Below are 15819 nucleotides of genomic sequence, written 5' to 3' on the forward strand. Positions count from 1 at the left end.
TAGATTTACCAATTACGATTGGTTTAACTACATACAAATAACATGCTATAAGTCCTGAATAATTTGATTGATGATAGGATTTGTAATCTGCAAAACCAAAATCTTAGATCTAAAATCTTAAATAAATATGGCAAAGAAAAAAGAAGATACCAGCCTGCCTAAGGCGCAGGACAAGAAAAAACACGTAACTGTTGTAACTAAAAAATCACTGCAGTTTTTAGAAGAATATATTAACAACCCTGCCCCTACTGGTTACGAATGGGAAGGACAAAAACTTTGGTTAAATTATTTAAAACCATATATAGACGAGCATTTTGTAGACAATTATGGAACAGCAGTTGGAGTAATCAATCCAAAGGCACCATATAAAGTAGTGATCGAAGCACATGCCGATGAAATTTCATGGTATGTGAATTATATCACCAGCGATGGTTTGATTTATGTTATCCGCAATGGTGGATCAGATCATCAGATTGCACCATCCAAAAGGGTAAATATTCATACAGAAAAAGGTTTAGTTAAGGCTGTTTTCGGCTGGCCTGCAATTCATACTCGTCATGGAGAAAAAGAACAGGCACCAGAGTTGAAAAACATCTTTTTAGACTGTGGCTGTATAACAAAAGAAGAAGTAGAGAAATTAGGCATCCACGTGGGTTGTGTTATTACCTACGAAGATGAGTTTATGATCCTGAACGATCGTTACTATGTTGGGCGTGCATTAGATAACCGTGTAGGCGGTTTTATGATTGCAGAGGTGGCTCGTTTATTAAAAGAAAATAAGAAAAAACTACCTTTCGGATTGTATATTGTTAACTCTGTACAGGAAGAAATTGGCTTACGTGGTGCGGAAATGATTGCACAACGTATTAAACCAAATGTGGCCATCATCACAGATGTAACGCATGATACCACTACCCCAATGATTAATAAGAACATCCAGGGTGATTTATCAGCAGGAAAAGGACCTGTTGTCTCTTACGCTCCGGCGGTACAAACCAATTTGAATAAATTATTAATCAGAACAGCCGAGAAAAATGAAATTCCTTTCCAGCGCCAGGCTTCATCACGTTCTACCGGAACTGATACTGATGCCTTTGCTTATTCAAACGGAGGAGTTCCATCAGCATTAATTTCTCTACCATTACGTTACATGCACACCACTGTAGAAATGGTTCATAAAGAAGATGTAGACAATGTAATCAGCCTGATTTACCAGAGTTTATTAAACATTGAAAACGGACAGGATTTTAGAGAATTTAAATAATGGAAACCAAAATTTCGCATCAGAAAATAGCCATCAGAACCTTTTTAAAAGTTTTGTTAATGATCGCGGTTATTTTTACCCTTAATTCATGGGGAAGTATAAAGCAAAGTTTGAGCGGAAACACGCCACCTTTAAACTATTGGCTCGACCACAGTTTTAAGTTGAGCAATATCCTGCTGATTGCTGGCTTCGGTGCTTATTTCTATTACAAAGACTTAACGGATCAGAAGGCGCTCATTGAGCAGCAAAAACAGATCGAAAAGTAATAGTTTACAGGGCTTGAATTTAATTCTTCAAGCCCTGTTCTTTTGTTAGGATGTTGGATGATATAGAATTTGACAATCAGCCTACAGCGTTTAAAATCAAATAGCGTCCTAAACTGTTATCAAAGGCAAATGAAAAAACTTATATTAATTCGCCACGGCCAAAGCATTTATAACCTTGAAAACCGTTTCACCGGCTGGACAGACGTAGACCTTTCTGAAAATGGATATCTTGAAGCTAAAAAAGCTGCTGCAATACTTAAGAAACACGGTTATAATTTTGATATCGCTTTTACATCATTATTGAAACGGGCAATCAAAACCCTGCACATCATTCTGGAAGACCTTGATCATCTTTGGATTCCAGAATATAAAACCTGGCATTTAAACGAACGTTTCTATGGTGCGTTACAAGGCTTAAACAAAGCAGAAACTGCCGAAAAATATGGTGAAGAACAAGTGTACAAATGGCGCCGCGACCCTAATGAGGAGCCACCACAATTAACAAAAGATGATGACCGCTATCCGGGAAATGATTTGCGTTATCAGAATTTAACTCCCGAGCAATTACCATTGAGCGAGAATTTAGCGGATACGATTGCAAGAGTATTGCCTTTTTGGAATGAATCTATCGTGCCGGCAATTAGTAAAAATGAAAAAGTAATCATCTCTGCACACGGAAATAGCTTAAGAGCTTTGATTAAATACCTTGATAATTTATCAAATGAAGAAGTTACTGCATTAGAAATTCCAACAGGAATTCCTCTGGTTTATGAATTAGATGATGATTTAAAGAAAATCAGGCACTATTACCTGGAATAAAATATTTTATGTTAAAGCTTAAACGGCTACAGCCTGTTTAAAATAGTTTTGAGCAGATACGATTTTTCTTGCCCTAACTACATCGCCGATTACGATAATCGCAGGATGCGCCAAGCCTTCTCTTATAGCAGTTTCCTGAAGATCTTTAATCTCACACGTAACTTGTTTTTGATTTGTTAAGCTAGCATGCTGTATAATGGCTACGGGAGTAGAACCTAAACCAGCCTGCTTATATGCTGTAGATATTTCCGCAAGCTTTTTCATTCCCATATAGATAACGACAGTAGCAGAGCTGTTCATTGCGCATTTCAAATCTCTGGATAAACTTCCATCTTTTTTCGTACCTGTTATTGCCCAAACACTTTCGCTAATGCCACGGTGGGTTAAAGGAACATCTACCAAACCCGCACCTTGCATACTGCTGATCCCTGGAATATAATGAGATTTGATCCCATACTTCTCTGCAAAAAGCAATTCTTCAAAACCCCTGCCGAATATAAACGGATCGCCACCCTTTAACCTGACCACTACATTATATGCTAATGCATATTTTACAATCAAATCATTTATATCCTCATGAGGAGTGCATTTAGCATAAGGCTTTTTACCTACATATACCATTACACAATTTTTTGGAGCAATTTCCAGCAACTTTTCATTGCTTAAATTATCATATAGGATTACTTCTGCCCTTTTTAGCACATTAAAGGCTTTCATTGTGATCAACTCGGGGTCTCCAGGTCCGGCACCCATTATAAAAAGTCCAAAATCTTCCATTTTTTGAAGGATAATTTTAATGATTCAACTAATTAATAGTAAATATGATCAAATAATATTAAAAATTTAAATAAAATATGATAAAAATCATGTTTTAATAAAAATATTGATCAATAAAGCTATATTTGAATATCTTAAATCATATAAAAATCTTTAAAGGCATTAGTTATCGATAAATATTATCAATAATTAATCAACATAAACCTGAAAAAAGATAAAAACAAACAAAACAAGGGCAAATAATCATCAAAAATCAAAAAATCATGAACAAACTAAAGATAATCGTAATTGGAAATGGGATGGTGGGGTATAAATTTTGCGAAAAATTGACATCCAAGTCTGATGCCTTTAAATTAGTTGTTTTTGGTGAAGAGCCGAGAAGAGCTTATGATCGTGTTCACTTAAGCGAATATTTTAATGGCAAAACAGCTGATGACCTGTCTATGTCTACCGAAAGCTGGTACCAGGAACAAGATATCGATCTTTATTTAAATAATCCAATAGTGGGCATAGACCGCAATTTAAAAACGGTTAGAACATCAAACGGTGAAATTTATAGTTACGATTTTTTGGTTTTCGCAACAGGCTCTGCCGCATTCGTACCCAATATAGAAGGCATTGAAAAAGAAGGCGTTTTTGTTTACCGCACCATTGAAGATCTTGATTTGATTTCAGATTATTCGAAAAAAGCCAAAACAGCCACTGTAATTGGAGGTGGTTTACTTGGCCTTGAAGCCGCTAAAGCATTAATAGATTTAGGAATTGCAGAAACCAGTATTGTAGAATTTGCGCCCAGACTCATGCCTAGACAAATTGATTTGGCAGGCAGCGAGATGCTTAAATCTATGCTCACAGAATTAGGCTTACAAATTCACCTGAATAAAAACACCAGCCGCATTGAAGGCGATAAAAGCATTACCGGATTAAAATTCTCTGATGATTCAGAACTAGCTGCAGATATGCTGGTTATCTCTGCGGGAATAAAACCAAGAGATGAACTAGCCAGATTCTGTGGAATTGAGGTTGGCACGAGAGGCGGGATTTTGGTTGATGATCGAATGCAAACCAACGACCCTTGTATTTTCGCTATTGGCGAATGTGCCTTGCATTCCGAAATGATTTATGGTCTTATCGCACCAGGATACGAAATGGCAGAAGTTTTAGCCACTAATCTTTGCGCAGAAGATAAATCATTTAAAGGCTTTGACATGAGCACTAAACTGAAGCTCATTGGCATTGATGTAGCCAGTTTTGGTGATCCATTTATTAATGAGCCAGACTGCCGTACCATCGTTTTCGAAAACAAACATAAAGGCATTTATAAAAGAATTAACATTAGTAATGACGGGCAGTACCTTTTAGGAGGTATTTTAATTGGAGATGCAGCAGCGTACAATATGCTGCTGCAAACCAGTGTAAACAAAATTGCATTACCAGAAAATCCGGAAGAACTGATTCTGGGAAGCAGAGGCGGTGAAACAGCAGCAGGCATTACTTCCCTACCGGATGAAGCATTGATTTGTAGTTGTGAAGGGGTAACAAAGGGAGATATATGCCATGCAGTTGCAGAACTGGGCTGTGAAACCATCGATAGTGTAAAAAAATGTACCAAAGCCGGAACAGGATGCGGAGGCTGTATGCCAATGGTGAAAGATTTAATGTTACACACCTTAAAAACGCAAGGAAAGTACGTACGAAATGTAATTTGCGAACATTTTAGCTATAGCAGACAGGAGCTTTACGATTTAATCCATATCCATGAATTAAAATCATATGATGAAGTGCTGAATAAACTGGGTCAATCTGATGGTTGTGAAGTTTGCAAACCATTGGTTTCTTCGCTCCTGGCCAGCCTCTGGAATGAAATGATCCTTAAAAAAGGAAATGACACCGCTCAGGATAGTAACGATCGCTTTCTGGCGAACATTCAAAAAGGTGGCTCCTACTCTGTGGTACCACGTATTCCTGGCGGAGAAATTACACCAGATAAACTGATTGTAATTGGAGAAGTAGCCAAGAAATATAACTTATACACTAAAATAACCGGCGGACAGCGAATCGATTTGTTTGGTGCACACTTAAATGATCTTCCGATAATATGGGAAGAATTAATAGCCGCGGGTTTCGAAAGCGGCCATGCTTATGGGAAAGGGCTAAGAACAGTAAAAAGCTGTGTTGGAAGTACCTGGTGCCGTTTTGGATTGCATGACAGTGTGAGTTTCGCCATTAGAATTGAAGAGCGTTATCGGGGAATCAGGGCGCCGCATAAATTTAAATCAGCAGTGAGCGGTTGCATCAGAGAATGTGCAGAAGCCCAGAGTAAAGATTTCGGCATCATTGCCACAGAAAAAGGCTGGAACCTTTATGTATGTGGTAATGGCGGAAGCAAACCGCAGCATGCACAATTATTGGCCACAGATATTGACAGCGACACCTGCATTAAATATATCGATCGTTTCCTGATGTTTTACATCCGTACAGGTGATCCACTTACCAGAACCGCAACCTGGCTTAATAAAATGGATGGCGGTATGGAATACTTGCGAAATGTAATCATCAACGATAGCCTTGGAATGGCAGAGAAATGGGAAAATGAAATCGAAAGCCTCATTGCCAGTTATAAATGTGAGTGGAAAGAAGCGGTAGAGAATCCGGCAATTAGAAAAAGATTTTCACACTTCGTAAATGCACCCGAAGAAAAAGATCCAACAATCGAATTTGTAGATATGAGAGGTCAGAAAAAGACCCCGGAATGGAAAACAGTCTAACTAACGTGTTCGTCATTGCGGCATAACTAACGGAAAATCAAACAGGAGATTGCCACTAACATTACCGATGAAAAATCGGAGAATGTTCTCGCAAGGACGGTCATGGGGCAGAATAACTGGTACGCCCAACTAACACGCTCGTCATTGCGAGAAACGGTTTTTCTCCGTTTCGTGGCAACCTCATTGTTGTTTAAGTTTGATTATCAATTTTTAACACAATGAGTTTAAAGGCATAAGTTTTCGGTTGGTAAGACACCAACCGATAGAAAAAAAGAGCAGAGAAACTAGCACGCCCAACTAACACGGTCGTCATTGCGAAAAACGGTTTTTCTCCGTTTCGTGGCAACCTCATTGTGGCTTAACAAATGAAAAACCAAAAACAAGATTGCCACGAACATTAAATAAATAAAACCAAACTCCCATAAAAAAACCAAACCTAAATTATGAAAAGAAGAAGTAACATCGCACTATTAGCTTGCCTCGCACTGGCTTTACTTTGCTTTGAAACAAAGGCACAAACCAAAGTTGCGTTATTCGATGGAACAATCGTTGGCGGATATGTCGATCATGGAGGGTACATCAACTGTATCGGCCCATCAATAAAATATTTAAAGAAGCCATTCTCGATAAGTGCTGGCTTACTCCCATCATTAAGAATTAAGGAAGACAAAGTAGCGCCAGGGGCAACTAAAAATAGCTTAATCACCCCTTCTTTGGGCTTAGGATTAACAGCTGTTTTTAATCACATCGCACTTCAGCTTCCTTTATATTATAATGCGAAAACGAGTGCCAAAAATGGCGAATGGAATGTAGGTGTAGGCTTGGGCTATAAATTATAAAGAACTGAATAATTGATCGGTAATTGATTGAATGACGAAGTTTTGAATGATAGAATGATTAGCATCTGTATGACATGGTATTTTTTAAGTTTGAATAGCTAAATAAGCTTGTATTCCATCACTCAACCATTCATTCATTTACTAATTCTAACATTCATTAATTCTATCATTCACTAATTCATTCATTTTCCAATTTTACTCAACCTCAATCCACACCGGGCAGTGATCACTGGTTTTCTCCCAACCCCTCACGTGCTTATCCACGCCACCTTTTAATAACCTTCCTTCAAGCTGCGGACTTAATAAAAAGTGATCGATCCTTAAACCGGCATCACGGCCGTAAGCATTTCTAAAATAATCATAAAAGGTATAAATAGTTTCCGTTGGATAAAGTTTTCTAATGGCATCTGTCCAGCCCTGATCTACAAGTTTTTTAAAAGCTTCCCTAACCTCTGGCTTAAACAAAGCATCGTTTACCCAACGTTCGGGTTTATAAACATCCTTTTCAGTCGGCATTACATTATAATCACCCGCTAATACCACAGGCAAATTATATTCCAGCAGTTTCGCCGCATGATCGGTTAATCTTTCGAACCAGGCCATTTTATAATCAAATTTTGGTCCGGGTGTTGGGTTACCATTTGGAAGATACAGGCAACCAATCACTACATCGTTAACTAATGCTTCTATGTAACGGCTATGCAAATCTTCCGGATCGCCAGGCAAACCTCGTTTAAGTTCTTTAATTTCGTAACCGCGAGACAAAATAGCTACACCATTCCAGCTTTTTTGTCCATGCCAAACGGCATGATAACCAGCATCTAAAATGGCTTGTTCCGGAAATTTTTCTTGTGGCGCTTTTAACTCCTGAAGGCAAACCACATCAGGTTTAGTTTCTTCGAGCCATTGTAATAAAACAGGCAAACGACCATTAACACCGTTAACATTATAGGTTGCAATTTTCATGATAAATTAAAGTAACTAAAGCAGTTAGTGATAAAAATATTTCGTTTTGTAAATGTAAATCAAAATTTTGGCCTTATCTTGCAATTTTATTTAACTACTCCCGCTAATTAATGTCTGAAGCTACTTTGAACATCCCAAAAGAAGCCTCTGGAGATATCCGGCAATTTTACGATAAATATGCAGGTATGCTTTTAGGTTTTATCCAAGGCACTATCCAGGATTCTAAAAACTCCGAAGCGCATTTGATAAAAATAATAACCTCTTTTGTATTGGAAACCAAACTAAATTCTAACAGCAATATGAGTACGTGGATGCACCTCAGGCAACATGCGAAGGAAGTTTTGGCACAGCAAAAATTAAGCGAAAGGCCAACATCAATGACCAGCCTGGATCAAAACAACAATCGTTCAGAAGATCATATCAATGTTTTAACTGCACAGGAAAGCATCATCTTCAAAGCAGTATATTATCACGGCAGATCAATTTCTTGTATAGCAGCATCACTTGGCGAAGAAGAGAACAGCATACGCATTCAACTGAAATCATCAATAGATAAAATGAGGAGGTCACGTGGAAATTAAGGAAATTATGGAAAGTGGCATCATGGAAACCTATATTATGGGGATTGCCACCGAACAAGAAATTGAACAAGTACTAACACTTAGAAAACAATTTCCAGAATTCGAACAGGAACTTACCAAACTAGAATATGATATGGAAGTTCTGGCACAAGGCATGGCTATTCCGCCGCCGCCAGGAATTTTAGCAAAAATTGAACATGAGGTTAATGAAATTCAACTAAGAGAGCAGAAAGTAGAAAAATTTTCTGAACAGGAACATACAACAAACCGCGAATATGCCAATAAAGACCGATACATCGAGGTTGAATCAGAATCAAGCCACATGCGCATTCATAAAGCATGGCGTTGGGTTTTCGCAGCCGTTTTTATTTTGGCAAAAATATTTTTAGGCTTCGCTATCTACTTCTATCTGGCAAACAGACAGGCGCAGGAAAAAATTCTGGAACTTAAAACCGAGATTAAACAAAATGCCCCAATCCGTTAATTCTTATTGATGCTTTGGCCACAGATCAAAACGATTTCGCAGATTTTTGCTACTTACTTCTGCGGAAATCCTTTAAATCTGCGGGATAATTATTTAAGCAAGAGCAATCCCATATAAAACCCCCTTACTGGTTGGTGTCACACCAACCAACATAAGCTGCATCATATTAATCACTATACCACTAAGTTATAGATGCATATATTTATATTGGCGAGGTACTAACCGATAGTTAAATAACTTAATATGATACAAGGCTTTGGCCCGCAGATTAAAATGATTTCGCAGATTTTTTGCTCCTTCCTTCCGCGCAAATCTCCTAAATCTGCGGGATGATCATTTAGGCGAAAGCAATTCCCCCTACTGGTTGGTGTCACACCAACCAACATAAGCTGCATCATATTAATCACTATACGACTAAGTTATAGATGCATATATTTATGTTAGCGAGGCACTAACCAATAGTTAAATAACTTAACATGATACAAGGCTTTAGCCACAGATCAAAACAATTTCGCAGATTTTTGCTACTTGCTTCTGCGGAAATCCTTTAAATCTGCGGGATAATTATTTAAACAAGAGCAATCCAATATAAAACTGTTCTGTCGTTCGATACTAAGTATTTTAAAAGAAAAGGAGAACCATAATTACGGCCAACACACCTATAATTCTTTAACTTTTTTAAACCATAGCCGCTTTAAGGCGTTGTTATAAAAAAAATTAAGAATGAGCGACGATTTAAATCATACCAATCAACCCAAATTATACCTGCTTTTATTAGGATCGAAAGCACCCCAGCGAAATGTAGAACAGCACGACTATTTCTTCGGAATAGCAACTTCTTTGAAAGAACTCGTTCCAGAAATTAAAGCTTTCTGGCCGGAAGCCGGAGCAAGTATTCATGTTGATGGATGGAGAGAAGTTACCCAGGTAGAAGGTTATGAAATCAAAATTCTCCCAAGGGAAGCAACACGTGAAGCTTCCCCTCATAAATTATTCTTCACCAACCTTGGCGGCTATCAATCTGGTAAATTAGCCGAACAGCACTATATTGTATTGAGTGTGAAGGATGATCGTGCCTCCGCCATTCAGGATGCCAAGAAATCAGTCTTTTTTAAAACCAATTCTATAAAAGGCGCAAATGCCCACATAGATGAAAAATATGGTATCGATATCGATGATATTTATCGTGTGGAAGAAATCTTAAGTCCGGTGTATAAGGAAAAATACCATATCCAGATTTTGCCAGGCGGCAATTTACCAGAAGACGAAATTCATTTAGGCTATTTTAAACTCAATAAATTATAATATTCCACATTTGTTTAAGCAGCAATGCAACGAAACCATTCTCTCTATAACATGTTATTAGCATACAACAAAAAACCAATAATATGAAAAAGTTAATTTATGTAATGGCAATTTCTGCTTCGGCATTAGCATTTCAGGCATGTAGTGGTGAAAATAAAGATGCTAAAGAAAGTGCAGACAGTTTAAACCTGGCAAAAGACACCACCACTAATGCAACTGCAACGGGCGGTATTGCTGTTGATGAAGCGGATGCAAAATTTGCAACAACAGCTGCAGTAGGCGGAATGGCAGAAGTAGAATTAAGCAAGTTAGCCCTTCAGAAAAGCAGCAATGCACAGGTTAAGGAATTTGCAACCATGATGGTTACAGACCATGGCAATGCAAATATGGAATTAATGGAAATTGCAAAAACCAAGAACATTACACTTCCAACAACTGTTGATGCTGATCACCAGAAAAAGTTAGATGATTTAAGTAAAAAATCTGGGACTGAATTCGATAAAGCGTATGTAAGTGATATGGTTGATGGACACAAATCTACCTTGAAATTAATGGAAGATGAATCCAGAGATGCTAAAGACACAGAATTGAAAGCTTTTGCAACCAAAACTGCACCTATTGTGCAAAGCCATTTGGTAATGATTAACAAAATTAACGATGCAATGAAATAATTGATCAAATTACTTTTATCAATGAAAAATCCCGGAGTTATGCTCCAGGATTTTTTTTGTGCTGCAGGCACTTTAGTATTTCCAGTGAAGCCATTTCACTAAAATCTATTCCGGAATAATCCGGATTATAACCACCAATATAAGGTACAGCCATCATCGAAATTCTATCGTTCGCTTTTCCAGATTCATCTACAACTTGAAAGGAATCGTTAATTTTAATACCCGGAACACGCAAGATATATTCGCCAAGCTTATTCTTTTCTACCAGTTTATTTTCTTTATTGGCTTCTTTTTTACCTTCCGCTTCCGACGTAAATTTTAATGTTGCCGGGCTAATGGTTCCACCTTCTACTAAGCCTTTAAACGGAAAATCTTCATACGATAAATGTGGCTGGCCAATGCAGTTAACAAACGTTTTATATACAATGGAAATTTCCTTTCCATCCGCATCTGTATAAGTATATTTTACACCTCCTTTTTCCTCAGGATCTACCGAGCTATCTTCGCCAACAGAAACGATTTCAAGCACGCCAGCATCATGTAGTGCCATCAAATCCCTGCAAGAACTTTGTGGAACAAATGCAATTACAATGGAAATTAGCGGCATTAACACTTTTTGTAACCGCTGCATATCTTCTGCACATAAATACTTTGCGGGATAATTCATTGCAAAACTCAAAACAGCTAAGGCCTCTTTCCAATAAATAGATTCTTCGCGATCAATAGATTTTTCCGCTTCTTCATATTCTTTTTTAAATAGATCAAATGCCGGAACATTTTCCCTGTAAGACATCATGGCATCAACAAAGCGCTCCAGATCCATATCCTTTATTTTCTTATAAAACGCAGGATCTTTCTTCTTAAACTGATCTTTAAAATTCTTTTCAAATACATAATCCAAAGAAATAAAACCATCGTTATCCTCAATATTTTTCTGAATTTGCGCCTTGCTTAAGGTAGCATCTTTTCCCAGATGAGAATCTTCCAAATGAAAGCGAATGGCGGGTAGCAAACCATTTCTGGAATGCATTACAATCTTAAACTTATCACTTTGATCATCAGGTGTAAATTTGTATTTACCACCTTCTTCTTCTTGAAATACACCATTATTTCTGGCCAGCGTTCTAATCGCATCTATGGCTGTAAGCGAAGATCCCATTAAGGCAATAGGATGGTTAAATTTTTTAGCCAGCTTTTGTGGAGGATAGGGAGAATCGAAATAGTTTTTGATTTTACCCTCATATTTTTTTGGCCAGTTATGGCCAACACAAACGATTACACGATTAAAGAGGATCACCTCTTTCCCATTAAGTTCTACGCTAACTTCTTCTTTTTTAGCATCATCAATAATATTGGTTACCTGGGTATTAAGGTGAATATTGGTTACAATTCCTTTATCATCTGCAGCTTTTTTAAGTAAATCGAACTGTGCAGAAAGGTACTCACCAAAAAATAACCTGGGTAAAACTTTATACTCGTTAAAAGTATCAACGTTGATATCAAATTTGGTTAAGATAGATTTAGGAGCAATTTTAACCCAATCTTCAATAGAATTAAAGATAACCGGAATCTCATTATCTGATACATTGGTGATGTGTTCTTTATTGGCGCCTTCTTCACTATATGGCATTCCAGATCCAAGGGAATTCTTCCGCTCAAAAATATCAATCACAAGATGCTTAATCTCTGATTCTACCAATCGTTTATACATAAAAAGCCCACTGGGGCCACCGCCAAGTATTGCTATTCTTTGTTGGTTAGCGCTTTTAGTCATTTGATAATTAATGATCTTTAAATAAAAGAATTGCTACAAATACCTGTCACAATTCGCGTATAAATCATTTGTCTAAACAATCGAAAAAAAAGGAAATTGTTTTGCTCAACGTTAAAAACTCTTTTGATTTTGGATTAATCATTCACGCTGAATAAAAATTTGCAATAACCTAAAACCAATACAACTTATAGTTGTTTACTGTGTGATTCATTCATGTTTGAGCGCATGTTTGGGTTTAGATATAGGGATAGGCTTTTAGCCTATCCCTTTTTTGTATCTAATTAAGCGGTAAAGAGAAATAAAAGGTCGAACCAAGTTCACCATCACTTTCTACCCAAATTTTTCCATCATGGCGTTGGATAATTTCAGCACTCAAGTATAAGCCAATTCCGAAACCAGATATGGTATGATTGCTTTGCACGCGGTAATAACGATCAAAAAGTTTTTTCGCATCATCATTTGAAATCCCGATTCCCTGATCTTTAACACTCACAATCACATCATTTCCGTTGACGTTACAATTAATTTCTATGTTACTTCCGTTAGATGAATACTTGTGCGCATTACTCAGCAAATTTGAAATTACATTACCAATTTTATCCCTATCTGCATGCACCACTACCTCACAAGATAGAGCAAGGATAATTTCATGTGTAGAAGGCGATATAAAAGTTTCATCTACCGTTTCCTGTAGCAGTTCATCTAACCGGAAAGATGTTTTATCAATCATTAGCTTACCAGATTCCAATCTGGAAACGTTTAAAAAGCCGTTAATCATGGCCGTCATTTTCCTGATCTGGATGTGGGTCTTTTCCAGCGCATTACTAGAATATTCATCAGCCTCTAACCTGGATTTTCGTTGCAACACCTGCACAAAACCATTTATGGCTGTTAAAGGCGTTTTTAACTCATGACTCACCATTCCGATAAAATCATTTTTACGAAGTTCATCCAGCTTGCGTTCGGTAATATCCATAAACATTCCCGAATATTCTGTTACATTACCCGTTTCATCTAAAAAGACTTTACCCGTAGCCCGCACCCATTTTTCTTCGCCAGTTTGTAGATTGTTAATCAGGTATTCAGTATCGCTCGGGATATGATGTATTAAGGCATCATCTAAAGATTTGGCAACCAATTGATGGTAATCTTCATTAATCGATTTAAAAATTTGCGCTACAGAAACGGCTTCATCCATTTCTAAACCCAACAATTCACGAACGAAACCAGACATGGTAACTTTAAGTGTTTGAGGGTTTACGCTCCAGGTACCCATCTTCCCGGTTTCGATGGCCTGTATCAATTTTTCTTCGCTTTCTGATAATTTTCTGATGTACTGCACCAGATCGTCATGGGTTTGAGCCAATTCTTCATTTGTGGTTGCAAGTTCTTCATTTGTTGCAGCAAGTTCCTCATTCGCTGCAGCCATTTCCTCATTAATATTTTGTAACTCCTCCTGGTGAGATTTCCTTTCCGTAACATCTGGCCCAACCGTAGCCAATGCAATAAACTCATTCGAGATCGGATCTTTAATGGCAATACCATTCCACTCTATCCAAAAGGGCTTCTCCGTTTTCTCATTCCAATAACGGATTTCATGCCGGAAATTTCCGTAAGCAACTAAATTGTTTAATGCTTTTTTTGCAAAATCCCTATCCTGAGGGTATACACAATCTAATATGGTTCTGTTTACGATAGAATCCCATCCAAGTTTTTTCAAAGCAATGGGATTTGCGTAAGTCATTTCCTGATTCAGGTTTGCCAGAGAGATAAATTCAGAACTTGCATCAACCAAAGCACTTAAGTTTTGCCTTTCGAGTTCTACCAATTTACGCTCAGTAATATCCACACAAGAGCTGATATAACCAGCAAAGGTTCCATCTGAATGGAAACGTGGCGGACCACTGGCTAAAAGCCAGCGGTAATTACCTTCCTTACTTAATATTCTGAATTCGCCTGCAAAAGCTGTCTTCGTTTCCAAAGCAGCCAGGTAAATACCTATATAACGATCACGGTCTTCCGGGTGAATCAGATCTGCCCAACCGAAATCAAGAAGTTCATTCATTGACCTTCCTGTTAACGTCATCCAGTGTTTGTTAAAATATATTGCATTTCCACTTTCATCGCCAACAGCAATAAAAACTTCCGTGCCTTCAGCCATTATTCTAAAACGCTCTTCACTTTCCGAAAGTTCCTTAACACGTTCAGCAACGCGGTCTTCCAATTCGGTATTTAAGATATGTAAGCGATTTTGTGCCTTTTGTAACTCTTCATTAGTTGCAGAAAGCTCTTCTATGGTTGCGGCAAGTTCTTCATTTAAAGCCTGCTCTCTGTCCAATGCCGCTTGCCGTTCTGCAACAAGCTCCATCGCCTCCCTTTTTAGAAATCTTTCTGTAACATCAATTGCCGTATGCAGAATACAAATTACCTTGCCCGATTCATTTTTTACGGCACGATATTCAAAATCAAAATAGAAGGTTTGCATCTCTCCGTTGATCTCGAGATGTGCCGCAGTATCCTTACCCGAAATGACAAGCCCTTCATTCCACACCCGTTTAAACATATCTAAAAAAGGCTGCCCCTTGAGTTCTGGCAATGCATCCTGTAAAGACTTTCCAACTACGCTTCTATCCTTACCCCAAATGGTAAGCATGGCATCATTGGCCTCTTGAATAATAGCATCTTCAGTTACATGTATTGCTGTGGCAGTATGGGTGAGGTTAAAAACCTCCAGTAATTCCTCGCTACTTAAAAAATATGATGGACGGCTCATGCTACATTTTAGGGTGAAAGGTGAAAATTATGTTTTTTTAAGATATCGTGGAGGAAAATTTCTAAAATAAACAACTCCTATTTTCTCTATAAATACGACGCTGAAACTGCTTTATTTTAATATCTCGATTTACAAAACCAACATCTATAATAAATGTTTGAGTTGATAAAATTTTAGTTATTCACATTATCCACAGGATGTGTAAAATTTTTTTGTAGAATGAAACCAACATTTCACTAAATTGTTGTTCATAAACAAAGTGATAAAAAAGTCCTGTGAGTGGGTAATCCGCGGAGGGCAGGCACACCATAAAAGGCAGAACCCTTAAAAAGAAATAGCCACTTATTTTTATAAGTGGCTATATTTGTTTTGTCAGAAAATTAAGTAAGTTCCAGATTAGTACTTATTTAATTTAGAGAATGACCATTGTTGGTTATATCTGGTTTTGGGTTGTTAGAATTATATCAAATTCTTTGTAAGACTTCCCCAGTATTTAAAATGATTTTTTGCAACATTCTTTGAGATCTTTATT

13 protein-coding genes are annotated in these 15819 nt (G+C 37.5%); 9 read left to right on the plus strand and 4 right to left on the minus strand.

Features of this window, described 5'->3' with window-relative positions; translation table 11 throughout:
• Nucleotides 1-127 precede the first annotated feature (127 nt).
• The 3 genes from ACN1CD_RS09745 to gpmA all read left to right on the plus strand — a co-directional run bounded on the left by ACN1CD_RS09745 (nt 128) and on the right by gpmA (nt 2349).
• On the plus strand, nt 128-1264 hold the full coding sequence (locus tag ACN1CD_RS09745; RefSeq protein WP_419130201.1) for a M42 family metallopeptidase: 1137 nt from the start codon (nt 128-130) through the stop codon (nt 1262-1264).
• Nucleotides 1264-1530 carry a hypothetical protein gene (locus tag ACN1CD_RS09750; protein WP_419130202.1) on the plus strand — a complete coding sequence of 89 codons (267 nt, stop codon included), beginning with the start codon at nt 1264-1266 and terminating at the stop codon, nt 1528-1530. Before ACN1CD_RS09745 ends, ACN1CD_RS09750 begins: the two co-directional genes overlap by 1 nt.
• A 129-nt stretch (nt 1531-1659) precedes the next feature.
• On the plus strand, nt 1660-2349 hold the full coding sequence (gene gpmA, locus ACN1CD_RS09755; protein WP_419130203.1) for a 2,3-diphosphoglycerate-dependent phosphoglycerate mutase: 690 nt from the start codon (nt 1660-1662) through the stop codon (nt 2347-2349).
• Between the two features lie 18 nt (nt 2350-2367).
• On the opposite strand, the gene cobA is transcribed toward gpmA, so the two are convergent.
• Nucleotides 2368-3126: a uroporphyrinogen-III C-methyltransferase gene (cobA, locus tag ACN1CD_RS09760; protein ID WP_419130204.1), complete on the minus strand. Its 759-nt coding sequence runs from the start codon at nt 3124-3126 to the stop codon at nt 2368-2370.
• A gap of 263 nt (nt 3127-3389) precedes the next feature.
• Between cobA and nirB the strand changes: the two genes are divergently transcribed.
• Both nirB and ACN1CD_RS09770 read left to right on the plus strand, forming a co-directional pair.
• Nucleotides 3390-5894: a nitrite reductase large subunit NirB gene (gene nirB / locus ACN1CD_RS09765; RefSeq protein WP_419130205.1), complete on the plus strand. Its 2505-nt coding sequence runs from the start codon at nt 3390-3392 to the stop codon at nt 5892-5894.
• Nucleotides 5895-6337: 443 nt separating this feature from the next.
• The gene (locus ACN1CD_RS09770) at nt 6338-6733 is read left to right on the plus strand and encodes a hypothetical protein (RefSeq protein ID WP_419130206.1); all 396 of its coding nucleotides are present in this window, start codon (nt 6338-6340) and stop codon (nt 6731-6733) included.
• A gap of 195 nt (nt 6734-6928) precedes the next feature.
• On the opposite strand, the gene xth is transcribed toward ACN1CD_RS09770, so the two are convergent.
• Complete coding sequence (xth, locus tag ACN1CD_RS09775; protein WP_419130207.1) at nt 6929-7699, minus strand: exodeoxyribonuclease III; 771 nt, start codon at nt 7697-7699, stop codon at nt 6929-6931.
• Nucleotides 7700-7809: 110 nt separating this feature from the next.
• Here xth and ACN1CD_RS09780 point away from each other — a divergent pair, with 110 nt between their 5' ends.
• The 4 genes from ACN1CD_RS09780 to ACN1CD_RS09795 all read left to right on the plus strand — a co-directional run bounded on the left by ACN1CD_RS09780 (nt 7810) and on the right by ACN1CD_RS09795 (nt 10740).
• A complete protein-coding gene (locus ACN1CD_RS09780) occupies nt 7810-8280 on the plus strand; it encodes a hypothetical protein (protein WP_419130208.1) in 471 nt (156 codons plus the stop codon).
• On the plus strand, nt 8270-8764 hold the full coding sequence (locus ACN1CD_RS09785; protein ID WP_419130209.1) for a hypothetical protein: 495 nt from the start codon (nt 8270-8272) through the stop codon (nt 8762-8764). Before ACN1CD_RS09780 ends, ACN1CD_RS09785 begins: the two co-directional genes overlap by 11 nt.
• Before the next feature lie 723 nt (nt 8765-9487).
• A complete protein-coding gene (locus ACN1CD_RS09790; RefSeq protein WP_419130210.1) occupies nt 9488-10069 on the plus strand; it encodes a DUF1543 domain-containing protein in 582 nt (193 codons plus the stop codon).
• An 83-nt stretch (nt 10070-10152) separates the two neighbouring features.
• Entirely contained in the window at nt 10153-10740 is a 588-nt protein-coding gene (locus ACN1CD_RS09795; protein ID WP_419130211.1) for a DUF4142 domain-containing protein, read from the plus strand.
• A gap of 37 nt (nt 10741-10777) precedes the next feature.
• Here ACN1CD_RS09795 and ACN1CD_RS09800 read toward each other — a convergent pair whose 3' ends face one another.
• Nucleotides 10778-12514, minus strand: coding sequence for an FAD/NAD(P)-binding protein (locus tag ACN1CD_RS09800; RefSeq protein WP_419130212.1), 1737 nt, complete (start codon nt 12512-12514; stop codon nt 10778-10780).
• Nucleotides 12515-12791: 277 nt separating this feature from the next.
• A complete protein-coding gene (locus ACN1CD_RS09805; RefSeq protein ID WP_419130213.1) occupies nt 12792-15287 on the minus strand; it encodes a PAS domain S-box protein in 2496 nt (831 codons plus the stop codon).
• Nucleotides 15288-15819 lie beyond the last annotated feature (532 nt).

The organism is Pedobacter sp. N23S346, assembly GCF_048515415.1.
Taxonomy (GTDB): Bacteria; Bacteroidota; Bacteroidia; order Sphingobacteriales; family Sphingobacteriaceae; genus Pedobacter.